The 24,439-nt window shown below is 38.3% G+C and carries 27 protein-coding genes and 1 riboswitch; of the genes, 19 read left to right on the forward strand and 8 right to left on the reverse strand.

Annotated features, from left to right (window positions below; translation table 11 throughout):
- The first annotated feature begins 57 nt into the window (after positions 1-57).
- Positions 58-402 carry a hypothetical protein gene (locus ACHUFV_RS03200; RefSeq protein ID WP_394232163.1) on the forward strand — a complete coding sequence of 115 codons (345 nt, stop codon included), beginning with the start codon at positions 58-60 and terminating at the stop codon, positions 400-402.
- 77 nt (positions 403-479) lie between these two features.
- On the opposite strand, the gene ACHUFV_RS03205 is transcribed toward ACHUFV_RS03200, so the two are convergent.
- Entirely contained in the window at positions 480-1,154 is a 675-nt protein-coding gene (locus tag ACHUFV_RS03205) for a uracil-DNA glycosylase (protein ID WP_394232164.1), read from the reverse strand.
- Positions 1,155-1,288: 134 nt separating this feature from the next.
- On the opposite strand from ACHUFV_RS03205, the gene ACHUFV_RS03210 reads away from it, so the two are divergent.
- On the forward strand, positions 1,289-1,714 hold the full coding sequence (locus tag ACHUFV_RS03210) for a universal stress protein (RefSeq protein ID WP_394232165.1): 426 nt from the start codon (positions 1,289-1,291) through the stop codon (positions 1,712-1,714).
- A gap of 76 nt (positions 1,715-1,790) precedes the next feature.
- Here ACHUFV_RS03210 and ACHUFV_RS03215 read toward each other — a convergent pair whose 3' ends face one another.
- Entirely contained in the window at positions 1,791-2,921 is a 1,131-nt protein-coding gene (locus ACHUFV_RS03215) for an NADH-dependent flavin oxidoreductase (protein WP_394232166.1), read from the reverse strand.
- A 283-nt stretch (positions 2,922-3,204) separates the two neighbouring features.
- On the opposite strand from ACHUFV_RS03215, the gene ACHUFV_RS03220 reads away from it, so the two are divergent.
- On the forward strand, positions 3,205-4,107 hold the full coding sequence (locus ACHUFV_RS03220) for an AEC family transporter (RefSeq protein ID WP_394232167.1): 903 nt from the start codon (positions 3,205-3,207) through the stop codon (positions 4,105-4,107).
- 130 nt (positions 4,108-4,237) lie between these two features.
- On the opposite strand, the gene ACHUFV_RS03225 is transcribed toward ACHUFV_RS03220, so the two are convergent.
- Complete coding sequence (locus ACHUFV_RS03225) at positions 4,238-5,269, reverse strand: endonuclease/exonuclease/phosphatase family protein (RefSeq protein WP_394232168.1); 1,032 nt, start codon at positions 5,267-5,269, stop codon at positions 4,238-4,240.
- Positions 5,270-5,624: 355 nt separating this feature from the next.
- On the opposite strand from ACHUFV_RS03225, the gene purT reads away from it, so the two are divergent.
- Positions 5,625-6,785 (forward strand): phosphoribosylglycinamide formyltransferase 2, encoded by a 1,161-nt coding sequence (gene purT, locus ACHUFV_RS03230; protein WP_394232169.1) that lies wholly within the window; start codon positions 5,625-5,627, stop codon positions 6,783-6,785.
- Between the two features lie 199 nt (positions 6,786-6,984).
- Here purT and ACHUFV_RS03235 read toward each other — a convergent pair whose 3' ends face one another.
- Positions 6,985-7,218 (reverse strand): hypothetical protein, encoded by a 234-nt coding sequence (locus tag ACHUFV_RS03235; protein ID WP_394232170.1) that lies wholly within the window; start codon positions 7,216-7,218, stop codon positions 6,985-6,987.
- A gap of 203 nt (positions 7,219-7,421) precedes the next feature.
- Between ACHUFV_RS03235 and ACHUFV_RS03240 the strand changes: the two genes are divergently transcribed.
- The 3 genes from ACHUFV_RS03240 (at position 7,422) to ACHUFV_RS03250 (ending at position 8,715) form a co-directional block, all read left to right on the forward strand.
- Positions 7,422-7,733: a hypothetical protein gene (locus ACHUFV_RS03240; protein ID WP_394232171.1), complete on the forward strand. Its 312-nt coding sequence runs from the start codon at positions 7,422-7,424 to the stop codon at positions 7,731-7,733.
- Between the two features lie 356 nt (positions 7,734-8,089).
- Positions 8,090-8,416 (forward strand): hypothetical protein, encoded by a 327-nt coding sequence (locus ACHUFV_RS03245; RefSeq protein WP_394232172.1) that lies wholly within the window; start codon positions 8,090-8,092, stop codon positions 8,414-8,416.
- A 110-nt stretch (positions 8,417-8,526) separates the two neighbouring features.
- Positions 8,527-8,715 carry a Fur-regulated basic protein FbpA gene (locus ACHUFV_RS03250; RefSeq protein ID WP_394232173.1) on the forward strand — a complete coding sequence of 63 codons (189 nt, stop codon included), beginning with the start codon at positions 8,527-8,529 and terminating at the stop codon, positions 8,713-8,715.
- A gap of 29 nt (positions 8,716-8,744) precedes the next feature.
- Here the strand turns inward: ACHUFV_RS03250 and ACHUFV_RS03255 are convergent, their stop codons facing one another.
- Positions 8,745-9,197, reverse strand: a complete 453-nt coding sequence (locus ACHUFV_RS03255; protein ID WP_394232174.1) for a YndM family protein — start codon at positions 9,195-9,197, stop codon at positions 8,745-8,747.
- A gap of 170 nt (positions 9,198-9,367) precedes the next feature.
- On the opposite strand from ACHUFV_RS03255, the gene ACHUFV_RS03260 reads away from it, so the two are divergent.
- The 5 genes from ACHUFV_RS03260 (at position 9,368) to ACHUFV_RS03280 (ending at position 14,222) form a co-directional block, all read left to right on the forward strand.
- Positions 9,368-9,793 (forward strand): VOC family protein, encoded by a 426-nt coding sequence (locus ACHUFV_RS03260; RefSeq protein WP_394232175.1) that lies wholly within the window; start codon positions 9,368-9,370, stop codon positions 9,791-9,793.
- Between the two features lie 34 nt (positions 9,794-9,827).
- On the forward strand, positions 9,828-10,535 hold the full coding sequence (locus tag ACHUFV_RS03265; RefSeq protein WP_394232176.1) for a response regulator transcription factor: 708 nt from the start codon (positions 9,828-9,830) through the stop codon (positions 10,533-10,535).
- Positions 10,532-11,530, forward strand: coding sequence for a sensor histidine kinase (locus ACHUFV_RS03270; protein WP_394232177.1), 999 nt, complete (start codon positions 10,532-10,534; stop codon positions 11,528-11,530). The genes ACHUFV_RS03265 and ACHUFV_RS03270 overlap by 4 nt, the downstream gene beginning before the upstream one ends.
- Before the next feature lie 87 nt (positions 11,531-11,617).
- Complete coding sequence (locus ACHUFV_RS03275) at positions 11,618-12,382, forward strand: ABC transporter ATP-binding protein (RefSeq protein ID WP_394232178.1); 765 nt, start codon at positions 11,618-11,620, stop codon at positions 12,380-12,382.
- On the forward strand, positions 12,357-14,222 hold the full coding sequence (locus ACHUFV_RS03280) for an ABC transporter permease (RefSeq protein WP_394232179.1): 1,866 nt from the start codon (positions 12,357-12,359) through the stop codon (positions 14,220-14,222). The genes ACHUFV_RS03275 and ACHUFV_RS03280 overlap by 26 nt, the downstream gene beginning before the upstream one ends.
- Before the next feature lie 69 nt (positions 14,223-14,291).
- Here the strand turns inward: ACHUFV_RS03280 and ACHUFV_RS03285 are convergent, their stop codons facing one another.
- The 3 genes from ACHUFV_RS03285 to ACHUFV_RS03295 are packed head-to-tail and all read right to left on the reverse strand — an operon-like array spanning position 14,292 to position 17,364.
- Positions 14,292-15,635: an FAD-dependent monooxygenase gene (locus ACHUFV_RS03285; protein ID WP_394232180.1), complete on the reverse strand. Its 1,344-nt coding sequence runs from the start codon at positions 15,633-15,635 to the stop codon at positions 14,292-14,294.
- A gap of 36 nt (positions 15,636-15,671) precedes the next feature.
- Positions 15,672-16,652, reverse strand: a complete 981-nt coding sequence (locus tag ACHUFV_RS03290) for a sensor histidine kinase (protein WP_394232181.1) — start codon at positions 16,650-16,652, stop codon at positions 15,672-15,674.
- A 13-nt stretch (positions 16,653-16,665) separates the two neighbouring features.
- Positions 16,666-17,364 (reverse strand): LytR/AlgR family response regulator transcription factor, encoded by a 699-nt coding sequence (locus ACHUFV_RS03295; RefSeq protein ID WP_394232182.1) that lies wholly within the window; start codon positions 17,362-17,364, stop codon positions 16,666-16,668.
- 191 nt (positions 17,365-17,555) lie between these two features.
- Here ACHUFV_RS03295 and ACHUFV_RS03300 point away from each other — a divergent pair, with 191 nt between their 5' ends.
- From ACHUFV_RS03300 to ACHUFV_RS03330, 7 genes are all read left to right on the forward strand, one after another.
- A complete protein-coding gene (locus tag ACHUFV_RS03300) occupies positions 17,556-18,308 on the forward strand; it encodes an ABC transporter ATP-binding protein (RefSeq protein WP_394232183.1) in 753 nt (250 codons plus the stop codon).
- The gene (locus ACHUFV_RS03305) at positions 18,298-19,455 is read left to right on the forward strand and encodes an ABC transporter permease (protein ID WP_394232184.1); all 1,158 of its coding nucleotides are present in this window, start codon (positions 18,298-18,300) and stop codon (positions 19,453-19,455) included. The genes ACHUFV_RS03300 and ACHUFV_RS03305 overlap by 11 nt, the downstream gene beginning before the upstream one ends.
- Before the next feature lie 159 nt (positions 19,456-19,614).
- Positions 19,615-19,715: riboswitch (TPP riboswitch) on the forward strand.
- 103 nt (positions 19,716-19,818) lie between these two features.
- Complete coding sequence (locus ACHUFV_RS03310) at positions 19,819-21,093, forward strand: acetylornithine deacetylase (RefSeq protein ID WP_394232185.1); 1,275 nt, start codon at positions 19,819-19,821, stop codon at positions 21,091-21,093.
- A 23-nt stretch (positions 21,094-21,116) separates the two neighbouring features.
- Positions 21,117-21,791 carry a thiaminase II gene (gene tenA / locus ACHUFV_RS03315; RefSeq protein WP_394232186.1) on the forward strand — a complete coding sequence of 225 codons (675 nt, stop codon included), beginning with the start codon at positions 21,117-21,119 and terminating at the stop codon, positions 21,789-21,791.
- Entirely contained in the window at positions 21,784-22,548 is a 765-nt protein-coding gene (locus ACHUFV_RS03320; protein WP_394232187.1) for an ABC transporter ATP-binding protein, read from the forward strand. The genes tenA and ACHUFV_RS03320 overlap by 8 nt, the downstream gene beginning before the upstream one ends.
- A complete protein-coding gene (locus ACHUFV_RS03325) occupies positions 22,545-23,294 on the forward strand; it encodes an ABC transporter permease (RefSeq protein WP_394232188.1) in 750 nt (249 codons plus the stop codon). The genes ACHUFV_RS03320 and ACHUFV_RS03325 overlap by 4 nt, the downstream gene beginning before the upstream one ends.
- On the forward strand, positions 23,294-24,316 hold the full coding sequence (locus ACHUFV_RS03330; protein ID WP_394232189.1) for an ABC transporter substrate-binding protein: 1,023 nt from the start codon (positions 23,294-23,296) through the stop codon (positions 24,314-24,316). The genes ACHUFV_RS03325 and ACHUFV_RS03330 overlap by 1 nt, the downstream gene beginning before the upstream one ends.
- Positions 24,317-24,439: the final 123 nt, after the last annotated feature.

The raw sequence follows: 24,439 nt of genomic DNA on the forward strand, positions 1-24,439 counted from the left end.
TCAATACTTAAACTAATATAAAAAAACTTAAATAATCTAACAGGTGATGACAAGTAATTGACTTTAGGGGGTGGTGTTATCATGAATAATCAATTTAACCAAGGAAATCAACAACAATTTCAACAAACTACTGGATTTAGTCAATTTGGTATGTCTCATCCTGCTTTCCAGCCTGGATTCTCCAATACCAATGCCCAAGAGGTAAGACAGCAGAATGCTCAGTCCGCTCAAGGAGGCAGTAATGTACAACAATCCGGAGTAGATTTCGGTGGTAGTGGTTTTGATCAATTCAGCGGAACCCATGCTGCTTCCCAACCTGAGTTTGCAGGTTCAAACGTACAAGAGGTCACACAGCGAAATGCCCAATCCTCGCAAGGCCAGAGCTTTAATAATATATTCTAATTAGTTAAAAAACCCCTTAAGATTGGTGTTAAATTTTTATTAATACCATCTAAGGGATTTTTTTATTTTATAAAAATTTATAGATCAGTGATCTGCCAATCAATTTCTTCACTTCCCATGTCACGTAAAAAAGAATTGGTTTGTGAGAAAGGCTTGCTGCCAAAAAAGCCTTTCTTAGCTGATAGTGGGCTTGGGTGCGGTGACTTGATAATTAAATGCCTTGATGACGTAATCAAGCGCTGTTTTTCTTGGGCAAAACGTCCCCAAAGGATAAATACTAGCGGCTTATCTCTGCCATTTAGTATTTCGATGACTCTATTCGTCAGAGTTTCCCAGCCAAGTGATTTATGTGAATTAGGCTCGCCATTACGAACTGTCAATACTGTGTTAAGTAGCAGAACCCCTTGCTTTGCCCATTCCAATAAGTACCCGTGATTCGGAATAGAACAGGCTAGATCAGACTGAAGTTCCTTATAAATATTTTTCAATGATGGGGGGATTTTAACTCCAGGCTGCACAGAAAAGCTTAACCCATGTGCTTGTCCAGGTCCGTGATAAGGGTCCTGACCAATAATCACCACTTTCGTATCCTCAAAAGAGGTTAAATGTAATGCATTATAAATATCATTATGATCTGGATGGATCGTCTTTGTCTGATATTCTTCCTGCAAAGCATTTATTAAATGATGATAATACGGCTTTGCAAATTCCTCCTCAAGTAATAGAGCCCAATCATTTTTCAAATGAACCATGATAAAACACACTCTTTTCCTTATCATTAGTTTAGCTATATAAAGATGCAAATAATTTTTACTTTTTACATACTGGTTTACAGACTACAATTGGTAGTATGATAGTATTATGTTGCTTGTTGGAGGTTTTTTCAATGTATAATCGAATTTTAGTTGCAATAGATGGTTCAGAAAAGAGTGAGAAAGCATTAAAATCTGCGTTACAATTTGCAAATGAAAGATATTCAAAGGTCGGAATTATTCATGTTAAAAAAAATATTACCATTTACGAAACGATGTCTTCAGAAGTCGTTGATGAGATGTATTCCGAAATGAAAAAAGAAGCAGATGAGCTTTTTAAACGTGCTCAAATACTAGCAGATGATTATGGAGTAGAAATTGAAACACATTATGAAATTGGGGAACCAGCCATTCTAATCGTTAAGATGGCTGAGGATAGAAATTATCAGCTGATTGTCATGGGAAGCAGAGGCCTCGGCGGCATCAAAAGCCTTATGCTAGGCAGTGTCAGCCAACGAGTCTCACAGCTGTCCCATTGCCCAGTGTTGATTGTAAAATAGTATGAATAGGAAGCAGAGGGACGGTTCTCTTGCTTCCTTTTTTCATAACTGAAGCAAGAGAACCGTCTGCTACTTTTTAATCTTCGATCGGGAACCAGCCGGGGGTGTTGATTATGGCTTGCCAAAGTGGGTCGGGTACTACTAGGCGGTTTTGGGCATCTTTTTTTAATTTTGTTTCAATCTCTGATTCATTTCCTTCCTTCACTTTCATCACCCAATCCGGGTCGATAATGATTTCACGGCCGATTGCTATCATATCTACACCGGTCTCAAACGCTTTTAACGCATCATCTGGTGTATAAATAGAACCAACCCCAATGATAGGTACTCTATTCGCCACTTTCTCCTGAATCACTTCAAGTCGTGTTCGGGAATCCTCTATTCCTCGTCTCGGTGTTGACCAGTATTGATTTAATGACACATGAAGATAATCAAGGTCTTTATCCGCCAATACATCCACCAGCTTTAACGTATCAGCCATTGTAATACCAGGTGTTTCAGGCTCCTCTGGTGAAAAACGATAACCAACGAGGAATGGTTGGCTTGCATGATCTGCAATGGTCCTTTTCACTTCATCCACAACGGCCAAAGGAAAGGTTAGTCTTTTTTCCAAGCTGCCGCCATATTGATCATTTCTCCGATTCGAATGAGGAGAGAAGAACTGCTGGATTAAATATCCATTTGCTCCGTGAATTTCAACCCCATCAAATCCAGCCTCAATTGCTCTTCGAGTGGCAGCGCCAAAATCCTGTATGATTGATTGGATCTCTTCTTCAGTCAACGCATCTGGTATTGTATCTGATGAAGTGCCTTGTTCTGCAGGAATCGCACTGGCACTGACAATTCTGCCATTTGGAACTAAATCAGGAGGACACATTCTACCGCCATGAAAGATTTGCAAAACAGCTTTTGCACCTTGTTCTTTAATCGTAGAAGCTAAACTTTGCAGGCTTGGAATGAAATCATCATGATCACAAGCAAATTCTCCTGGAAATCCTTTTCCGTTTCGGGTCACATAGGCGCATGCTGTCACAACCATTCCAACACCATTTGAACGCCTCCGGTAATAAGCTAATTCATCCTCTGAAACGGTCCCGTCCGGGTTTGAAGAGAAGTTAGTCATCGGTGCCATCACAACACGATTCTCAACTTGAATTCCACTCCTTAGGCCAATAGACTCAAAAAGCAGGCTATATTTTGTATTCATCTCTTACCTCCATTTTATTAACCTAAAACATATATATAATTTATCATCATAGAACCAAATATTCATGAACGCTAGAAACTATTTTATAGTGTTTATCTCAAGCAGCAGGATAGCTTAATTTTTATAGGAGTTCAAACTGCTGTCTTTTCGAAGATATCCTTTTCATCGAAAACCCTTTGATATTTATAGGGTTGTATGATAATCTAATATATTATTATTCTATAACGTTACATATTTTACCTTTTACATAAAGAAACAAGGAAGTTGAAAGGGGCTCTATTTAGTGGATTTACTCTTAATTGTATTACCGGCCTTTTTAATATTTGGAACAGGCTTTATCGGACAAAAGTTACTTAAACTAAACGTAAAGTCTATCTCAACCATGTCTTTATATTTAATGCTGCCGTTTTTAACCTTTGATACCTTTTATACGAAAGAACTTAACATAGAATATTTTTATATGTTTCTATTTTCGCTTCTACTAGTCCTAATTATTATCGGGGTCACAAACCTGTTTGGTAAATGGATGAAGTCGGATAAATCAGAGCTATCAGCTTTGCAATTAGGAACCATCTTTCCTAACAGTGGAAACTATGGTGCTCCTGTTGCACTGTTTGCCTTTGGATCAGCCGGATTTGATTATGCCGTTATAATCATGGTTATCCATGCCTTGTTAATCAATACTATCGGAATTGTTATTGCTTCTTATGGGAGCGGACAATCAACAACCGTCAAAGACGCATGCAAGAGTGTGTTAAAAATGCCTGTAATCTACGGAGTAATACTTGGTGTCACTTTTCAAATAGCCAATGTCGAATTGCCGCCAACTATTTTGGAAGGAATCAGCCTGGTAGGGTCAGCATCCATTCCTACCGTTATGCTAATTCTAGGAATGCAGCTTGCTGAAATTAGATCAGCTAAGTTTGATCTAAAATATGTAAATACTGTTACCATTATCCGAATGATACTATCACCCATCATTGCCGTCATACTAGTAAGCTTTATGCCAGTTAACGACCTGATTCATAAAGTGTTTATCCTATTAGCAGCCATGCCAATCGCTGCCAACACAACGATGCTGGCTGTCCAATTCAATGTAAAACCCGAACTGCTCTCATTTACAACCTTAGTCACCACATTAATCAGCCTCCTCACCATACCAATTACCATCTTTTTCATAAGATAGGAAGCAGGGGGACGGTTCTAATGCTTCCTTAAAGAATCACAAATAAGAAATACCAAACAGACCTCTCTGTTTGGTATTTTATTCTTTACATATCGCTTTACATAGCCTATTTGGAAGCAGAAGAACGACCCTATGCTTCCAAATAGGCTATTACTCCAGCATGGTCGGAGGTCCAAAGAGCGGTCTGGGTTCGATCTTGCTGTTCTGCACCAATGAGTTTAGCAGAAATGGGCTTCCAGCCATTTTTATATAGTATGCAGTCAATTCGTCTGCTTAAGGTGGAAAAAGCATTTAAAAGATCAGGATCTTGGCAACATGTTAGACCTTCACCTTGACCAACCTCCTTCCAAACATCTTGAAATCCGAAATGGAGTAAATTACCGTAAGTTGTTGGCGGGCCTGCGATTTCATTATTTACGTTAAAGTCACCAAGAAGGATTATAGGCAATGTGGTATTTACCGGCCCATCTAGTAGTTCATTACCTTGTCTTAAATTGACTAGAAGAGAAGACGCTTCTAGTCGAGTTGAAATGACCCTGAAGATACGGTTGCGGAAACTGACATCTACAGTTGACCATCCTCGAAGCAACTCAAAAGGCAGACCGCCTAGTTGAGTGATCATATTAGCTTTGAAATTGGCTTCCTGTTTATTCAAAACCTTTAAACCGGATTCCTTTCGAATTAATATCGTATCTCGATCCAGCAGATTTACGAAATTACCTTGGCTAGAGCGCAGTTGTAGTGAAATGTTATGATTGAGGGCTGCTGTTTCATAAATGATTCCTTTTTCCTGAAGCTCATTTAACAGAATCTCAACGTAATCAAATGTAACGTAAGGAAAATGGGGATCCATCAGCTGCCGCAGCTGCCAAAAAGCGGCTTCCTGCAGTCCAATTATGTCAGGCTTATATTCAGCAATCTGCTCAGCAATCTTTTTTACTCGATTGAAATAATTTGTAGCCATAAATTGTCGATAGACCTCTGTAACCCTGCGGGGAATTTCTTCAAGTATAGTTGTAGAAAAAAGTGGGGATAAGTCCGCACCAATAAATAGATTCCAAGTCATAAAGGAAATCGAATCTTTCCTTGTATGATCGTTCTGATCATCATTGGAAGAGAAGTTATCACCTTCACAATCGCAATCCTTGATTTTTTCATCCACTACCATTCACCTTTTTCTTTCTAAAGATACATTATATATATTAAAAGATTGTCCATCGTGAAACGGCAAATGAATCAGAGGGCGCTTCTCCTGCTTTATTTTCATTTGGTAAAGTGCAAAGGAGCTTTGCTAAAGAGTTGAATCCAGCCAATTTAGTAAGTAAAAGTAAGGTTACGGAGGATTCTCTGCTGATAAGGAAGCAGAAGAACCGTCCCCATGCTTTATAAAATAACTTTAAATCGACAAATAATTGTCGAAAATTAGAATATTTCAAGGTAAAATAAAAAGAAAGGTTTGCAATAAAGGATCGTGGTTTATTGTAGCTGTAATACTTCAGACAGGAGAGTGTTCAGGTATGTATCAATCAAGAAAAATATTATTATTGGGTTCAGGTGAACTGGGTAAGGAGGTAATTATTGAAGCTCAGCGCCTTGGAATGGAAACCATTGCGGTCGATCGCTATGAACATGCACCGGCTATGCAGGTAGCACATCGAAGCTATGTTATTGACATGCTTGATCCCGATATGGTAAGAGAAGTAGTTGAAAAGGAAAAACCGGATCTGATTGTTCCAGAAATAGAAGCCATTGCTACTTCTGAGCTTGTTAAGTTGGAGGAGGAGGGATTTAAGGTCATCCCTACAGCACGTGCAGCGAAATTAACAATGGACCGTGAAGGTATTCGCAGATTAGCATCTGAAACACTTATGCTTCCTACTGCTAATTATAAATTTGCCGATACATATGTAGAATTTGTTAAAGGCGCTAAGGAAATAGGTTTCCCATGTGTCATCAAACCAATCATGAGTTCTTCGGGAAAAGGCCAAAGTGTATGCCTTACTGAGGGACAATTAGAGGAATGCTGGAACATTGCCATGGAAGGGGGCCGTGTCCAAAACGGTCGTGTCATTATTGAGGAATTTATCCGCTTTGAATCAGAAATTACTCTTTTGACGGTAAGAGCAGTGAATGGAACCATGTTCTGTGCCCCAATCGGACATATACAACAAGATGGTGATTACATTGAATCATGGCAGCCCCATAATATGACTGAGGAACAAATTAAAGATGCCAAGAATATTGCCAAAGCCATTACCGATGAGCTTGGCGGTTTTGGACTATTTGGTGTGGAATTGTTCTTAGCCGAGGACAAGGTTTATTTCAGTGAAGTATCACCGCGTCCACATGACACAGGCTTAGTTACACTTGTCACTCAAAACCTTTCTGAATTTGCCCTGCATGTCCGCGCTATTCTAGGATTCCCAATCCCGGAAATTACGCAGCTGTCTCCAGGTGCAAGCAGACCATTGAAAGCAAAAGTAGAGGCAAACGAATATACCGTTACAGGCTTAGAAGAAGCATTGGCGGTACCAAACACGCAGGTACGTGTATTTGGTAAACCAATCACGAAGGTTGGACGCAGAATTGCTGTTGCTTTATCAACTGCCGATACGGTGGAGCAGGCAAGAGAATATGCAGGTCAGGCATTAGAGAAATTACAGATGAAGGAATCCTGAGGGAATATCTAGAATATAATATCGTATCATGTTAAAACGACCAAAACATATAAGATTTGGTCGTTTTACTTTGATCAAATTCGCCCGTCGAATTTGCGTCCGGATTTTTTTCGAGCTCGCTCGAAAAATTACCTTTAAAAAACCCGTGACATCCGCCAGAGACTTAGTTAAGTCTTCAAATACTAACAGAACCTAATTCTTATCCATTTTTCCCTTTATACGTAAGATACGCTGCTCCTAATGCAATGAGTGGAAGGAGGAAAAACAAACTAAACAATCCCCTTTGTGTGCCAAGAATGATTGAAGGTATGATAATAGCTGCCCCACTCCAAACAAAGGCTTTCCAAGACTTTTTCAGGAGACCCCACATCGTAAGTAATACAGACACTAAGATTAATCCCCAGAGAAAGACAGCAACCAAAAATAGACCCATCTAAAACTCCCCCTTAGATAATTCTGGGTATGATTCCTACCATATTCACTAAAGCCAAAATCAGTTCATTTAATAAGTAAACTATCATGGTTATTTTTCTTCTTCGCTAATAATTTTTCAGCATAACATCGACTCTACTAGATTTGAGTAAGAGCATGCGTGAGAGTTCGGTAGAAAGCGATTATAATCTGGGGAGGATTTTCATGAAAAAAAGCGCAAAGAACATCATTAGCATTACTGGAATTCTGCTGGTCCTCGGTATCATTTGTCTCAATTATTGGTTCGACTATACCTTAAATAATATGACTGTACTCATTGTAGTAAAAAGCGAAGGCTTGGACATTCAAAAACCTCTGGACGAACAAACAAACCTCTTAGGAACGGAGGAATTTAAAACAGAAGAAGTAAAAAAAATGAAAGAGGAATACGCCACAAGCCTTGAGCAGCTACAAGGTAAAACGCTAAACGTACCAATAAAAATCGGAAATCCAATTCCCCTTAATGCATTGGAATAGAAGCAAGGGTCAAATTTTTCCGCTTCCAACGAAACTAACAAACCTTCACATCCATTTTTTTGCTATACGTATTACTCTTTGTCCATTTTCGAAGCTTAAAATGGGCTTTTTTAATAAGTAATTCCGATTGACAATCCCGAGTATTTTTATTAGTATTATTAGAAAAATAAGATTAAAAACATTTTCTTTTCAGAAGAGGTTCAGTGACTGGCCTGATAAGGTCTCAGTGACCACATAAACGAAGCAGGTGCTAATTCCAGCAAAGATTCCTTTGAATGACAAGAGGAGCTGTCTTTTTCTATATAAAAAAAGTTTCTTTTTAAAGAAAATTATGTGTTTAAGAGAGGAGATTTTGTATGTTTAACAACGAAACTTCCTTAGAGGTAAACGATTATCTGGACTTATATATACTTGCCCGGAATTTAGGAGATAATGACTGGCAGCAGGACATGATTACGAGGTTGCAAAGACATATTTCCAATAGATCCCTCATACTTCATACCCTCTGGAGAGAGTATAAAAAAGTAGATGAAGAAATACATGAGCTTTACAGCCAATTACCGAAACAAGCTTCTAGTAAAGAATTAAAAGAAAAAATCTTAAATTTAAAAAAGCGAAAGTTCGATATAAGCAATAAAATTCAAATGGAAGAAAGAAGAAGCGCTAAGGATGCAAATTCATAAAATGGATGAAATAGCTGACTAGATTACTGGAGGCTCTTTAACTAAGGTAAATGTACCTATTAGAGAGCCTTTTTGTTTACCATAAAAAATTTTCAAAGGAGAAAGTTACATTGGATGATTTATCACAGGTTCCTTCAGAAAATGACAAAGGCTTTCTAATCAATCAGTTAATTAATAGCGGAATATATAAAATTAACAATTCCCATTTATTTGAATTAAGCCTTACTGATTTGGCAAGAGAGTATCATAAACTTCAGTATAAAGAAAGCCAATCATATAATATAAAAAATAATGATTAAATGAGTAACCACCCTAGGCAGGTTCTTACTCATTTATCATCATTTTTACGTTTCTCATTTCTACCATTCAGCTCTTCAGAAAACTCTGTTGCAAAGCGATCCTTGCGGGTAACACCGGGAATATAACTGTCTGCTGTATTGGAAAAAATATGTTTTTTGACGTATAGATGAAAGACTGCTTCAATAACAGCAATCGCAAAGGCTGCTATGAATGTAGAGGTCAGCCGATTCATATTCGCGTCAATAAATAGGTAGCTCATCACCCATAATAGTCCAAACGATAAAACAAAGTCACCAAGAGTTGCAGCGAAATTACCCATTCTTCGCAGGACAAACAAATCTCCAATAAAATAAGCAACAAGTGTAGTGACTAACGACATCATAACAAGTGTAAATAAATCTGCATTGAAAATACCATATATAGATAATACAACCGTTCCAACAGCAGCAAATTTTATCAATAATGCCCATAGATGCTTCATAAAAAACCCCTCCTAAAATAACCTCTGATAACTTATACTTAATTTGCCTTATTCCTGATTCCTTATACGCTGACAAACTTTTTCATGTTCGTCCATTGTTAAATAATTGACCTGCCTGATTTTGTGATAGGATACTATTAAAGAAGGAAAATCGAAGAGGAGGTCAATAAATGAAACCACGAATTTCAGTCATAACAATCGGCGTAGATGACCTAGAGAAATCGCTGACATTTTATCGTGATGGTCTAGGACTTCCAACTGAAGGCATCGTAGGGAAGGAATTTGAACATGGAGCCGTTGCGTTTTTTGATTTGCAGCCAGGACTAAAGCTGGCAATCTGGAAACGAAAGGATATCGCCCATGAAGCAAAAGTAGAACTCTCACCCGGAAGCTCTACAGAATTCACGCTTGGGCATAACGTAAGCAGCAGGAAAGAAGTCGATAAAGTCATGGAACAAGCACAACAAGCTGGTGCCATCATAACAGATCCAGCACACGAAACCTTTTGGGGCGGCTATTCAGGACATTTTCAAGACCCTGACGGCCATCTTTGGGAAGTTGTTTGGAATCCTCAATGGGAGTTTGCAGATGAATAACTTAAATAAAAGTTGTATATGAAAGGTAAGAAAAATGCACAAGATATTGATTATAGAAGATGATTCTAAGATTGCTGATCTTTTGACTTCACATATCAGTAAATACGGTTATCAGGTTTACCATGTAACAGATTTTGAACATATCATGGACGAATTTCATCAACATTCTCCAGATCTTGTCCTGCTTGATATTAATTTACCAAGTTTTGATGGTTATTATTGGTGCAGGCAAATTCGAAAGGAATCGATCTGTCCAGTCATCTTCATCTCAGCAAGAATTGGTGAAATGGATCAAGTAATGGCCTTGGAGAATGGTGGAGATGATTTTATCACGAAACCGTTTCATACCGAAATCGTGATGGCCAAAATACGCAGTCACCTTCGCCGTGCATATGGAGAATATGCGAAGCAGACGGAAGAAAGAGTACTTGAAAGAGAGGGGCTTAAGCTATATCCAGAAAGAATGGAGATAACGTTTGGACCAATCACCGCTTCCTTAACCAAAAAGGAAGCTGATATTATTGAAAGCTTAATGGACCGTTATCCCCGTGTCGCTGGTCGTGAGGATTTACTTGAAAAGCTATGGGACGATCAAACATATGTTGATGAAAATACACTAAATGTCAATATTACAAGAGTAAGAAAAAAATTTCTGGAATTAGGAATCAAGGATGCTGTAGAAACCGTAAGAGGCGCAGGTTATCGTCTGAATGTCTCATGGACAGAGGCGGGGGAGGTATGAAGTTATTCTTTAAAGAGCATATATTGTTAATTTTTGTTCAACTGTTACAATTTATTATCATCCTTTCTATCCTCTGGCTTGATGGACATCAACAATTCAGCACCGCACTCTATGCTTTTTTTCTCGGTTGTTTTTTTCTAAGCTGCTATCTTTTTTACCACTATTACAGTCGAAAAAAGTTTTACAATCGGCTCAGCATGACGCTTACATCCCTTGATGAATCATTTAAAAAGACAGATGAAACGCCTATTTCTGAAGCTCTCGATCAATTATTACGTGATCAATACAAGCTCTATCAAAATCAATTAAAAACATTGGAAAAACAGCAGAATGAACATTTAAAGTTCATGGACCAATGGGTTCACCAGATGAAAACGCCACTTTCCGTTATTGAATTGACTGCGCAAAATCTGGATGAACCTGACTCGTCAAACATCCGTGAGGAAACGGAACGCATGAAAAATGGATTAAATACGGTTCTCTATATGGCCCGCCTGCGTTCCTTTGAGCAGGACTTTCATATTAAACCAGTCACCCTATCTTCATTAGTTCATGAAGTAAACCAGGACAATAAACGCTTCTACATCCGAAATCATGTATTCCCTAAACTCGAGAATAGAAAAGATGGAATTACGGTTGAAAGTGATGAAAAATGGCTGTTTTTTATCGTTACACAGCTAATACATAACGCAGTTAAATATTCCAATGGGAAAAACAGCATCGTAATCACTATCTATGAAAGTGGAGAAGAAGCCGTTCTCGAGGTGACTGACTTTGGGGTCGGAATCCCTGAAGTGGATAAGAAGCGAATCTTTGATCCATTTTATACGGGCGAGAATGGCCGTAAATTTAGAGAATCTACCGGAATGGGGCTCTATTTAACTAAGGAAGCAGCTGATCGTCTTGGACATCGAATAGAACTGGATACAAAGGTTGAAGAAGGCACAAGTTTTCGAATCATTTTCTCTTCTTCGCAAAACCTTACAAACATGTAAGATGAGTGAAAGAAGAATCGATCGTTCTTACAGAGTCTTTATAGATATACTGATCACAGATCAAATAAGCTGAGAGGGGATCTTGTGATGCTTAAAGTAATGCAAGTCAGTAAAATTTACGAAGGAAATATTGCATTCCGGGCGTTAACGGATATCAATTTAACGATTGAAACAGGAGAATTTGTCGGAATTATGGGACCTTCAGGCAGCGGGAAAACAACCTTGCTAAACATGATTGCTACGATTGATGAACCGACCACAGGGGAAATTTTCATAAACGGAAAAAATCCGCATCTTTTAAAAAAGGAAGATTTGGCTAAATTCCGCCGTCAGGAATTGGGCTTTGTTTTTCAGGAATTTAATCTTCTCCACACCTTAACAGTTGAAGAAAATATCGTGCTTCCATTAACATTGGACGGAAAAAAAGTGAAAGAAATGAAAGAAAAGGCAAAGATTATAGCGGAAAAATTAGGCATTCAAGAAATCATGAAAAAAAGAACATACGAAATTTCCGGCGGGCAGGCGCAAAGAGCCGCTGTGGCCAGAGCCATGATTCATCATCCAAAGCTAGTGCTTGCAGATGAACCAACCGGAAACCTTGATTCTAAGTCATCGAAGGATGTCATGGAAATGCTTGAATCCATCAACAAAAAGGACTTTACAACAATGATGCTGGTGACGCACGATCCGTTAGCTGCAAGCTACTGTAATCGGGTTGTCTTTATCCGTGATGGAAGGTTTTTTTCCGAAATTCACCGGGGTGATAATCGGCAGACATTTTTCCAAAAGATTATTGATACTCTTTCACTGATGGGAGGGAATGCACATGACCTTTCGTCAATTCGCGTTTAATAACGTCATTCGCAACAAAAGATTATATGCTGCCTATTTCCTAAGCAGTATGTTTACCGTGATGGTCTTTTTTGCCTTTTCTCTCTTTGCCTTTCACCCGGAACTAAGCGGGAGTGGTATGAACTCCTATGTAAAAATCGGAATGATTACTGCAGCAGGAATCATCTATGTTTTTTCTTTTTTCTTCATTTTATATTCCATGAGTTCTTTTTTACAGTCCCGCAAGAAAGAATTTGGCTTATTAATGATACAGGGAATGTCGATGAGACAAATCCGTTCTATGGTTTTCTTGGAAAATATGGTAATCGGCTTTTTTGCCACAGTCAGCGGCATTCTGCTGGGGTTAGTCTTCGCTAAAGGAATTTTATTATTAGCGGAAAATGTATTAGTTATCGAAAACTTACCTTTCTATATCCCCATTCAGGCCATCCTATTAACCTTTGTATCTTTTATTGTTTTATTCTTCTTTATTTCATTGTTTGTGTCATATGTTCTACGAAGCAAAAAATTAATTGAATTAATTAAAGGAGATCAAAAGTCAAAAGGGGAACCAAAGGCTAATCTGTTTTTAACGATTCTTGCCGTAGCTTTGCTTGCAATCGGTTATGGTGTTGCCTTGTTTGTAGAGGGGCTGACCGTCATCGTGGTTATGATTCCGGTTATTATTGTGGTCATGATTGGAACCTATCTCTTGTTTACACAGTTAAGTGTCTATGTAATTCGATGGTTAAAGAATAAGGAAAGTTTCTTCTGGCATAAAACGAATTTGCTGCTTTTTTCTGACCTTTCTTTTCGAATGAAGGATAATGCACGAACCTTCTTCATGGTCGCTATGGTATCGACAGTGGCTTTTTGTGCCATAGGATCATTATTTGGGTTTGAGTCTTTTCTTACATCTACGTTAAAGAATACCAGTCCATACTCGATAGCTTACCAAACGTATGAAAAAGCGGAGGAACAAGCAGATGTCGCATTGATTAATGAAATCTTGAAGGAAAATAATATTGAAGCAAAAACTGAGCAAGCCCTGCTTCGTTACAATCGAATAGGTCAAGAATACTTTTTAATCGCTAAACAATCAGATTTTAACCGTTTTGCTAATCTGCTTGGTGAGGAACCGATTAAGGTTAGGGATGGAGAGATATTTGTTGTTGAATTTGAAGGGACAGATTTTGGGCAGACAGATGAGCTACTAGACCTAAAGCTTAAGCTGAATTCGGGTGAAACATTAGAGCCTGAAGAAGTCATCTTTTCCAGAGCATTACCAGCAACTGATTCCTATTTTGTTGTTTCTGATCAAGATTACGAAAGTCTTCCGGCCCCTGATAATGAAATGAGCTATCATGTCTGGAACGTGACAGACGGAAAGGAAGCTGTTTTTGAAGCATCGGAAAAAATGTATATAGAACTTCCGTCTCATAAACTTCAAGCTCGAGATTATGAAGTCTTTCAAATTAATCAATATTATGGAGCAGTCTTATTCATTGGATTATTTATCGGGATTGTCTTCTTCGTCGCAGCTGGCAGTTTTCTCTACTTCAGATTGTACATGGATGTCGATGGGGATAAACAAAAATTTAAATCCATCTCCAAAATGGGCTTAACAGATAAAGAATTAAAGCAGGTACTGACTAGACAGACCATGATTCTTTTCTTTGCACCAATCATCGTTGCGCTTATTCATGGTGCTGTAGCTCTCACAGCCTTATCGCATATGTTCTATCATAATCTACTTACAGAATCTGTAACGGTTCTAAGTGTCTTCTTTGCCATTCAAGTGATCTACTTTTTCATCGTCCGCTTTTTCTATACCAAACAAATAGAAGCAGCCATTCACTAATGGTGTCAGGCACCACGAAAGGACAAAGTACTTAATCTGTCCATTTGTGGTGCCTGGCACCATTGTTTCTTATTTTTTGCTCATTATCTGTCCTAAAACTTTTGTTAATATCTTAGGTTTCATTAATATAGTTATCGGTTGAATAAGATTCATGACCTTTACAAATGAATCGTAAATATCTTGATTCTGTGATGATAATAGGAAAATCTTTTTGGCGTACCATTGCTGGATTGAAAGACCAATCGGTTTCTTACCGGATATACCTGGATAACGAAAATCCTCTGTAATGACCATATTCCAGATAGGGGCGATGATTTGTGGGACTTTTTTATGGAATCGAATAATGCTTCTTTGCAATGTATCACGGTCACCCCGAAATATCTTTTGCAATGCAAGTGCCTCTAATATCGCAATACTCATTCCTTGTCCAAAAACAGGATCAATTCTGCAGACTGTATCACCAATCACTAATAGTCCATTTGGTAGCTCTTTTGCTTTATCATATCTTTTCCATATGATTTGCGGTACACGAAAAACAGAGGTTTTGGACAACGGGGATCCATCTTTAATTTCATTATATATATCTAATTTTGGCAGTCCTTTTGCTAATTCTAGGAACCCATTATCATTCTTTACGGCCTCTTTTTCATCTATGGCATCCTGATAACCATTTATCGTAACAATATAGCGATTATCTTCAACCTTTGAAATCGTCCCACCTATTTTTTCTATAGGGGGATTAGGGTAAACTATTTTTATCATCCAATCCCTGGTATTATTGTCAGGAAGTTGAAAAGATTTGCTTACATATTTTAAGCCAATTTCTACTTTTTCATTAGGAATATGAATTCCTAACTTTTCTAACCAACTCGACGAAATACTACCTGCACCACTAGCGTCTACAATTAAATCTGCCTTTTGAGTTTTTAACGTGTCATCATTATTTTGTATTTCAACCCCATACACACGATTTTCGTCCTCGTCGTAAAGCAGATTTTTGACGACATGATTGTAGTAAATTGATATATTTGGAATCTTCTTTATATATTTTTCTATATGCCATTCCAAATGCGGGCGTGTTTGAAGGGTTGTGGTATACCCTCCATCATAACGAAGTTTCCATACACCATGATGAAACCATGCTAGATCTTTTGTTGAATTTATTTTCACTGCACCGCTTGCATAAAAATTTTCTGTGATTCCCGGAAATAACTCTTCAAGTCCATATTGACCTGCATGGAGAAGAGCGTGTAAATGTTCACCTTGTCTTGCACCTTTTCTTGGATAAGGTCCTAATGATTCAGTATCTCTTTCAATCACCACTACATCCTTAAAAAAATCAGATAAAACACGTGCAGCGAGTTTACCAGAAATCCCTCCTCCTATAATGATTGCTTTTTGTTTGTTGAACATATATGTACACCTTTCACATTTAATTAATCTATTCCGTCAACGGATAGAGGGGATTTTGATTTTCACGGTAAATTCTTGATTCTTATAGACAAAATCTAAATATCCTTGATTGTCCTTTACAATATCATGTATCAGCTTTGTACCTAAGCCTTCATGGTCGCCATTTTTTGTTGTTTTACCATATACCTGATATAACCCATCTACTATATCAGTTGGAATTATCCCACTATGATTCTTACAAATCAATACATACAATCCTGCTCTTTTATAAAATTGCATTGTAATCATTCCAGATGTGTCAGAACTCTTTTGCCATTCCTCACACGCGTCGATACTGTTTGATAATAGATTCCCTATTAATGTCACCATATACTGATCTGAAAGAGGTAGGGAGGACAACGGGATTTCAAAATCATAAACAATAGCAATCCCTCCTGCCTTTGCGCGTCTGTACATTTGATGCAAAACACCTGCTACAATTCCGCGCTCACCTTTAATCGATAAATTGGTCTCCTCATATCCATCTACTAATCCATCCAGATACGTTTTCGCTTCAAGAACTTTGTCATTTTCCAATAAAAAGTGAATGGCCGAAACATGCTTTAAAAAATCATGTCGCTCACTTCTAACCTGACGAAATGTTTCATTAACCTGCAGGCTTTGTTCCTCAAATTGCTGAACCTTTCTAGAAAAGGCTGCAAGCTGCTTTGCCCATACAATGCGAACTACCTCAATTCCAATAAAAATCATAAATAAACCAAAATAAACCCATGATGGCTCAACACTAGCATAAATCAAAAGCAGCAAAGCCTGCATAAGGAGGAGTGTTCCATTCCACTTTACGCCTAGATCCGATAACCAAAGAGGAAGCTTCCTCCATAGAAAATAAACAATCACAATGATAAGGACTGAAGTAATGTAGAAGGGGAGTGGCACACTTAAAATACTTAAAAGTTCCTGTACATGTACAATCCCCAGAAGTGTAATCATTCCCCAATAAATGATGTATTGTTTCAACATTTCCCCACCTTTAAAAATAATGTTGCTGTAAAAACTCTACTTTTTCCTTTGTAATCATAGCCTGTTCCTCGATGCCCTCAAACGTGACAATATAGGAATTCTTGGCATAAAGGGAGAAATTCAATACATAATGAATATTAATAATGAACGAACGATGGGAACGGATAAAATCACGCTCACGCAGTTCTCCCTCTAATTCATTTAGAGTTTGATAGGTTTTAATTGGCCCCGTTTTCGTATAAATCGTTGTCGACCTCCCAGACCTCTCAATAAAAACGATATCCTTCTTTTGAATAATATGAATATTGTTTTTCTGTTTGAGATAAAGTCGACCAGTGATTTCCGTTGATTTCGTTTTCTCCATCAGCCTTTGAACAGACTGAATTAAGCGTTCCTTCGGGTAAGGCTTCATAATATAATCATGGACGTTTATTTCAAAGGCGTGCACAGCGTAGCCGCTGTTAGCCGTTACAAAGATAACCGAAATATTCAATGCATGTGAGTGAATAATATCTGCAATTTCAAAGCCTGACAAATGAGGCATCTCAATATCTGCTATTAATAAATCAAGCTCTTCTTTTTTAATAAATTCATAGGCTTCCTCTGCGGAAGTGGTTGAAAAGACGATTTCCACATCCGCTATTCCTGAAATAATACCATTTAATTTATCTAGATCAATTTTCCTATCATCCACTAAACCAACCTTCATATGTAACTCCCTTATAAACAAGCTTTTTATCATCTCAATGTGACTATCTCTATTCTTTATTTTACCATTCTTACCAGTAAATTTGTCATTTTCGCGACATGAAACGGAACATTCACGACATAACTACAGATTCACTTTCAAATTCTTTGTATGATAATCTCAAGAAAACGAACAACGGGGTGGAGAAATTTATGATTCAAATTCAAGAAGTGACGAAACAATTTAAAGATAAAAAGAAATATGTCACAGCATTAAAGCATATCTCCTTTGATGTAAATAAAGGGGAGGTCGTAGGACTTCTTGGTGAGAACGGTGCTGGAAAAACTACCTTGCTTCGCAGCATTGCAACATTGCTTACTCCAACAGAGGGAAAGGTGTTAGTAGATGGTTATGACACTGTGAAAAACCCAGAAGAAATCAAGAAAAATATCGGCGTGCTATTCGGAGGGGAAACCGGCTTGTATGAACGATTGACAGCAAGGGAAAATCTTGAATACTTTGCTAGTTTGTATGGTTTAGGCAAGCATGAGACTAAGGTTCGAATTGATGAACTGGCAAAAATGTTCGGAATGAGAGATTATCTTGACAGAAAAGTAGGAGGCTTCTCAAAAGGAATGCGCCAAAAGGTAGCAATTGCAAGGACTCTAATTCATAATCCAGAGATCATCCTCTTTGATGAACCAACAACCGGATTGGACATTACTTCCTCAAATGTATTCCGTCAGCTTGTCCATCAGCTGAAACGGGAAGAAAAGACAATCGTATTCTCGAGTCATATTATGGAAGAGGTTTCAATGCTTTGTGATTCTGTTGCCATGATGCATAAAGGGGAGCTGGTTTACCATGGAAATCTTGAAGCACTCTATAGTCAAGAAGGCAGCCGAGATTTAAATTATATCTTTATGAGCAAGCTTGTAAGAGGAGGAACAGACTATGCTTCTTAAAATCTACTTAAAAGAAATGAAAGATTGCTTTCGTGATAGCAGAACATTGATATTAACCGTACTATTACCTATCATCATGATGACCGGCTTAACCTTTTTTTATGAAAAAATGGTTTCGGATGATGAAGGAAAAACCTTTACACTTGCAGTAGATCAATCATTTAGCAATCAAGAGGAAGCTCTTTTTGCACCTTATGAACATATCGAATTCGTCCATTCTGAAAATCCTGAAGAATCATTAGAGGAAGGTGAAGCTTTAGCAGCACTTAAGCTTAGTCCTGATTTTATCCAAAGCATTGAAAATGGAGAGGAAGCATCTGTAACAATCATCGGAAATTCCTTCAGCCAAAATTCATCCAATTTGATGAACATACTAACAAACGCATTAACTGTTTATGAAAAATCAGTTACGACAGATCGCTTACAGTCACAGGGAACAGATCTTAGCGTTATCCAGCCATTTACGATTAATCAAAAGGAAATGACAAATGAAGATCCGAATATCAATCTTATAGCGTTGCTGATTCCGCTTATTCTATCCATTGCCATTGGTGTCGGAGCTGGTCCTGCCGCGTCCGATTTATTTTCCGGTGAAAAAGAAAGAAAGACTATGGAGGCTCTATTAATGACACCTGTCAGCCGTTCTACATTACTGTTTTCAAAATGGCTGACCATCGCATCTGTAGGTGCTATTACTGGAATCATTACATTAATCGTCGTCGTGCTCGAAATCGGACTATTCACTGAAAATTTAAAGAAGGCAGTTTCATTCGGAGATAACGCGGCAATAATTATTTCCTTAGCCATCATAATCTCGATTATCTACGCTATGTTCACTGCATCCCTGCTCATGCTCACAAGTATAATCGGAAAAACTGTTAAAGAATCGCAGAGCTATAGCAGCCCAATCATGATGCTAGCGGTTTTCCCTACCATGATAATTTCAGGAATTGGAATTAACGAGCTTGGATTTCAGCATTTTGCCATTCCAATTCTTAATCTATTTAGCCTGCTAAAAGAGTTATTGTTCGGGATCATTGATGCAGAGCATATTTTACTTACCATAGCCAGCAACCTCGTCTGTATAATTATTTTCTTTATTATCGGCAGAATACTATTCATGAAAGACAAATGGGTTATGAACTAAAAGCATGACAGCACCTGTTCAATCAGGTGCTTTTTATGGCTGATTGCTGAATAGGCCTATTTCCGCAATGATAATAAACGAAAAAGTATAAAAACTCCAATAAATCTATTGATTTACTTTTTGAATTATGTAACTATATGAATATACAATTTGATACAAAAGTAACACTAGGGGTGCTTTAAAAGCTGAGAGAGGTATTGGCCTTAACCCTTGAACCTGCACTAGGTAATGCTAGCGAAGGAAAGTGGTACATCGTTATCGTTATACTAAAATGTATATGGAAATAACAATGTGATAAACAGTAAACCACTTCTTTCATTTGAGAAGTGGTTTTTTTATTGTCATCAGGGGGAATGTTCATTCATGGAAGAACTTTTACAGGGTTTGATAAACCAGGTTGAAAACCGTAAAGAAGAGCTCATTCAATTATTAGTGCGTTTGATTCGCTATAAAACACCTGCACCTCCTGCACGGAATACAGAAGAGGCGCAGCAATTTATCGCGTCATTTTTAAAAGAAAAAGGCTTTGCCATTGATCAATGGGATGTATATCCAGGGGATCCGAATGTAGTTGGTGTTCTAAAAGGCAGCGATTCTAAGCACTATAGAAGTTTAATTATTAACGGACATATGGATGTGGCTGAAATAAATGAAGATGAAGAGTGGGTAACAGATCCTTTTTCACCGATCATTCGGGATGGTGCTTTGATTGGCAGAGGAGCCGCTGATATGAAAGGCGGTCTTGCAGGGGCCTTATTTGCTGTTCAATTGCTTCATGAAGCCGGAATTCAGCTTCCGGGTGACCTTACTTTTCAATCGGTTATTGGGGAAGAAGTTGGGGAAGCAGGTACTTTGGAATGCTGTAAAAGAGGATATAAGGCTGATTTTGCTGTTGTTGTCGATACTAGTGATTTACATATACAAGGTCAAGGCGGGGTTATTACTGGTTGGATTACGATTAAGAGTAAGAAAACATTCCACGATGGAACTAGAAAAGACATGACCCATGCTGGTGGAAAGCTATTTGGAGCGAGTGCCATTGAAAAAATGATGAAAATCATTCAAGGACTGCAAGAGCTTGAAAGACATTGGTCAGTGATGAAAAGTTATCCTGGATGTCAGCCTGGAGCGAATACCATTAACCCTGCCGTTATCGAAGGTGGACGACATGCAGCATTTATTGCGGATGAATGTCGTTTATGGATTACGGTTCACTTTTATCCAAATGAAACGTACGAATCGGTTTCAAAAGAAATTGAAGAACATATTCAAGCTGTTGCCAAGGCAGATCCATGGTTAAGGGAGAACCCCCCGATTTTTGAATGGGGTGGATCATCGATGATTGAAGATCGAGGAGAAATCTTTCCTTCTTTAGAGGTGGATCCAAATCACCCAGCAGTCAAAGCCTTAATGAATGCTCATGAAGGGGTTATACAACAAGCTGCAGTTGTCGATGTTTCGCCAACCGTTACTGATGGAGGCTGGTTTGGGGATGCTGGTATTCCTGCAGCGATATACGGACCTGGACACCTTCACCATGCACATGCCGTCAATGAACAAATCTCCATTGAACAACTATTGCACTATACGAAGGTCATATTAACGTTCATATACCAATGGTGCCATACGAAAAAATAGATGAATAGAAAAGGAGTTTACAAATGAAGTTTTCCGAACACTTACTTGAAAAACTGCAGCCAATTTGGCGGAAAAATCACGCCCATCCATTTGTACAGGAAATGGGTGCAGGAACATTGGATAAAGAAAAGTTTCGTTTTTATATGATTCAGGATTATTTATATTTGATTGACTATGCCAAGCTGTTTGCCTTAGGAGCAGTGAAAGCGACTGATTTAGAAGATATGAAAATATTCTCTGCTTTATTACATTCGACTTTGGATGAAGAGATGTCCCTTCACCGCCAGTATGCAGCCCGTTTTGGAATTTCAGAGGAGGAATTGGAACGTGCAGAGCCCTCTCCCGTAACACTCGCTTATACTCATTACATGCTTCATTCCGCCCAAAATGGGACACTGGCGGAGTTAGTTGCAGCCTTGCTGCCATGTGCTTGGAGCTATTGGGAAATCGGAAAAGAACTGAGTGAAATTCCAGGTGCAGCCGATCATGCATTGTACGGTGATTGGATTACCATGTACAGTTCTAAGGAATTTGGCCAGACTGCGGAGTGGTGTATTGATTTACTAAATAAATTAGCTGCAGGAAAGCCAGAGCATGAGCTTCGTCAGCTAGAAAAAATCTTTTTAAATACAACTCGTTTTGAATATCTCTTCTGGGACATGGCTTACCACAAAGAAATGTGGCCTGAAGATGAATAAATCGGTATTAGAATTTAATAAAGTAACCTTTCACTATCGTCAAAACCCAGAGCCAATCCTGAATCAGATTCATTTACATATTCAAGAAGGAGAATTCGTCAGCATCATAGGCCCTAGCGGTTCCGGGAAAAGTACAATATTCCGATTAATAACCGGACTTGAGCAGCCCTCAGAGGGAACGATTCTCGTAAATGGAGAGAATATCGACAATCGCTTAGGATCAGTCGGTTATATGCCGCAGCAGGATTTGTTAATGCCCTGGAGGACTGTATTAGAAAATGCTTCCCTTCCTTTAGAGATAAAAGGAATACGAAAAGAAGAAGCACAAACACGGGTAATAGAACTGCTTGATGCTTTTGGCTTGCAGGGTCAAGAAAACGAACTCCCAGGTAATTTGTCAGGAGGGATGAAACAGAGGGTTTCATTTCTCCGAACCATCTTAAGCGGGTCTAATATTTTATTATTGGACGAGCCATTCAGTGCACTAGATGCCATTACACGATTAACAATGCAGGAATGGCTATTAGAACAATGGCAGAAATGGAAGAAAACAATATTATTTATTACTCATGATGTAGATGAAGCCCTATTTTTATCAGATCGAATTTTTGTATTGCAGCAAGTAACGGAGGCTTCCATTCAGGAGGTCAAGATCCCTTTAGGTCGTCCGCGAAAACTTCGTGATCTAAGTAAAGCAGAAATCGTTATGTTAAAGGAACAGTTAATTGACCAGTTACGATCGAAGGTGAGTATATGAATAGCCTCAAGTCTTATATAGCTTCCAGCATACTTGTATTTGCTTTGCTGATGATTTGGGAGATAGGAGCAGGAATCTACAACAAAAGCTTTATCCTGCCATCACCGACAGATATTTTATGGAAGCTTTGGGAGTTAAAAACGGTTTTATTATTTGAGCACCTTCCAGCTACATTATTAATCATGGTGATTGGTCTCCTTTTTTCGATTATTATTGGCATTGGTCTAGCTATATGGATGAACATGAGTAAAATAGCTGAAAAAACCTTTTACCCTTTAATTGTTGCATCGCAGACGATTCCTACCATTGCGCTAGCACCGATATTTGTCATTTGGTTTGGCTATTCCATTTGGAGCAAAGTAATTGTGACTTTTTTAATCACCTTTTTCCCATTAACTGTCAGTACCTTTGATGGCCTTCGTTCTTCGAATAAGGATATAAAGGAATTGCTGCTGACAATGGGTGCCTCCAAAAAGGATATCTTTTTAAAATTAGATGTACCGTCTGCCTTACCTTCCATGTTTTCGGGACTTAAGGTGGCAGTAACGGTTAGTGTAATCGGGGCTGCCATTGGAGAATGGTTAGGTGGAGAAGCGGGCCTTGGTTATTTTAGCCGGAGAATGATGACACAATTTGATGGGGCAGCTGTTTTTGCTCCGATTGTACTACTTTCTATCGTAGGGATTCTTTTATTTTTATTGGTTTCATGGTTAGAAAAAATCTGTTTGAAATGGAGAAAAGAATAATGAAAAAACGAGTTATGTTGCTTGTAAGTATTGTTTTTGTTTTATTACTGGCTGCCTGCAGCGGAAACAGCACTTCACAAAGCTCCGAAAACAAGGATAAAGAAGACAAGGATTTAAAGGAAGTCAGCATTATGTTAGATTGGTATCCAAATGCTGTCCACAGTTATTTATATGTAGCACAGGAAAAAGGCTATTTTGAAGATGAAGGAATAAAAGTTGATATTCAATTCCCGGCGAATCCAACTGATCCATTAAATTTAGCAGCTGCAGGAAAAGTAACATTAGGATTATATTATCAGCCGGATGTCATAATCGCACGTGCAAATGAGAATGTTCCGGTTAAGTCAATTGCTTCTATTGTACGTTCCCCATTAAATCATGTGGTATTTGCTGAGGATAGTTCTATCAAATCACCGAAAGATTTAGAAGGCAAAACAGTAGGTTATCCAGGGATTCCTTTAAATGAAGCCATGCTTAAAACGATGGTAACAAAAGATGGCGGTGATTTTACAAAAGTCAAAATGGTTGATGTAGGATTTGAGTTGAATTCTTCTCTTGTATCAGAAAATGTAGATGCTGTGATTGGAGCCTATATAAATCATGAGGTTCCAATCCTTAACCAAAACGGATTTAAAACACGTACCTTTAATCCAACCGAACATGGTGTACCTGCCTATAATGAAATCGTACTTGTGACAAGTGATGAAACATTAGAAAAAGACAAGGATGCGATTCAGGCTTTTTGGAGGGCAGCAGAAAAAGGCTATGAATTCATGAAAGAAAATCCAGATGAAGCACTTACTATTCTTTTAACGAATCAAGATAAAGCGAATTTCCCATTAGATGAGGCAATTGAAAAGGAAAGCCTTCAAGTATTACTGCCAAAAATGGAAGCGGAAGGGACAGCCTTTGGTTCCCAGGAAGAACAGTCATGGGAGGAAACAGCCAATTGGCTGAAGGAAGCAGAATTAATTAAAAAAGTACCTAATACTAGTGACATGATGGTAAATATAGAGAAGTAATTTTTTATAAAACGCCGATTTTTCTTTTATGATGAAAAATCGGCGTTTTTGACTTTCTTTAGGATAAGACGCTTTTGTTAGGAAAAGCTATCCTCGTGTCAAACTAATTAAAGGGGGTATTCT

It is taken from the genome of Niallia oryzisoli (genome assembly GCF_043641075.1).
Taxonomy (GTDB): domain Bacteria; phylum Bacillota; class Bacilli; order Bacillales; family Cytobacillaceae; genus Bacillus_BD; species Bacillus_BD oryzisoli_A.

What these genes read in the sequence shown, in the direction of transcription:
- ACHUFV_RS03205 (WP_394232164.1), bottom strand. Translation starts at nt 1,154, where the DNA reads ATGGTTCATTTGAAAAATGATTGGGCTCTATTACTTGAGGAGGAATTT.
- ACHUFV_RS03210 (WP_394232165.1), top strand. Translation starts at nt 1,289, where the DNA reads ATGTATAATCGAATTTTAGTTGCAATAGATGGTTCAGAAAAGAGTGAG.
- ACHUFV_RS03215 (WP_394232166.1), bottom strand. Translation starts at nt 2,921, where the DNA reads ATGAATACAAAATATAGCCTGCTTTTTGAGTCTATTGGCCTAAGGAGT.
- purT (WP_394232169.1), top strand. Translation starts at nt 5,625, where the DNA reads ATGTATCAATCAAGAAAAATATTATTATTGGGTTCAGGTGAACTGGGT.
- ACHUFV_RS03235 (WP_394232170.1), bottom strand. Translation starts at nt 7,218, where the DNA reads ATGGGTCTATTTTTGGTTGCTGTCTTTCTCTGGGGATTAATCTTAGTG.
- ACHUFV_RS03240 (WP_394232171.1), top strand. Translation starts at nt 7,422, where the DNA reads ATGAAAAAAAGCGCAAAGAACATCATTAGCATTACTGGAATTCTGCTG.
- ACHUFV_RS03245 (WP_394232172.1), top strand. Translation starts at nt 8,090, where the DNA reads ATGTTTAACAACGAAACTTCCTTAGAGGTAAACGATTATCTGGACTTA.
- ACHUFV_RS03255 (WP_394232174.1), bottom strand. Translation starts at nt 9,197, where the DNA reads ATGAAGCATCTATGGGCATTATTGATAAAATTTGCTGCTGTTGGAACG.
- ACHUFV_RS03260 (WP_394232175.1), top strand. Translation starts at nt 9,368, where the DNA reads ATGAAACCACGAATTTCAGTCATAACAATCGGCGTAGATGACCTAGAG.
- ACHUFV_RS03265 (WP_394232176.1), top strand. Translation starts at nt 9,828, where the DNA reads ATGCACAAGATATTGATTATAGAAGATGATTCTAAGATTGCTGATCTT.
- ACHUFV_RS03270 (WP_394232177.1), top strand. Translation starts at nt 10,532, where the DNA reads ATGAAGTTATTCTTTAAAGAGCATATATTGTTAATTTTTGTTCAACTG.
- ACHUFV_RS03275 (WP_394232178.1), top strand. Translation starts at nt 11,618, where the DNA reads ATGCTTAAAGTAATGCAAGTCAGTAAAATTTACGAAGGAAATATTGCA.
- ACHUFV_RS03280 (WP_394232179.1), top strand. Translation starts at nt 12,357, where the DNA reads ATGACCTTTCGTCAATTCGCGTTTAATAACGTCATTCGCAACAAAAGA.
- ACHUFV_RS03285 (WP_394232180.1), bottom strand. Translation starts at nt 15,635, where the DNA reads ATGTTCAACAAACAAAAAGCAATCATTATAGGAGGAGGGATTTCTGGT.
- ACHUFV_RS03295 (WP_394232182.1), bottom strand. Translation starts at nt 17,364, where the DNA reads ATGAAGGTTGGTTTAGTGGATGATAGGAAAATTGATCTAGATAAATTA.
- ACHUFV_RS03300 (WP_394232183.1), top strand. Translation starts at nt 17,556, where the DNA reads ATGATTCAAATTCAAGAAGTGACGAAACAATTTAAAGATAAAAAGAAA.
- ACHUFV_RS03305 (WP_394232184.1), top strand. Translation starts at nt 18,298, where the DNA reads ATGCTTCTTAAAATCTACTTAAAAGAAATGAAAGATTGCTTTCGTGAT.
- ACHUFV_RS03310 (WP_394232185.1), top strand. Translation starts at nt 19,819, where the DNA reads ATGGAAGAACTTTTACAGGGTTTGATAAACCAGGTTGAAAACCGTAAA.
- tenA (WP_394232186.1), top strand. Translation starts at nt 21,117, where the DNA reads ATGAAGTTTTCCGAACACTTACTTGAAAAACTGCAGCCAATTTGGCGG.
- ACHUFV_RS03320 (WP_394232187.1), top strand. Translation starts at nt 21,784, where the DNA reads ATGAATAAATCGGTATTAGAATTTAATAAAGTAACCTTTCACTATCGT.
- ACHUFV_RS03325 (WP_394232188.1), top strand. Translation starts at nt 22,545, where the DNA reads ATGAATAGCCTCAAGTCTTATATAGCTTCCAGCATACTTGTATTTGCT.
- ACHUFV_RS03330 (WP_394232189.1), top strand. Translation starts at nt 23,294, where the DNA reads ATGAAAAAACGAGTTATGTTGCTTGTAAGTATTGTTTTTGTTTTATTA.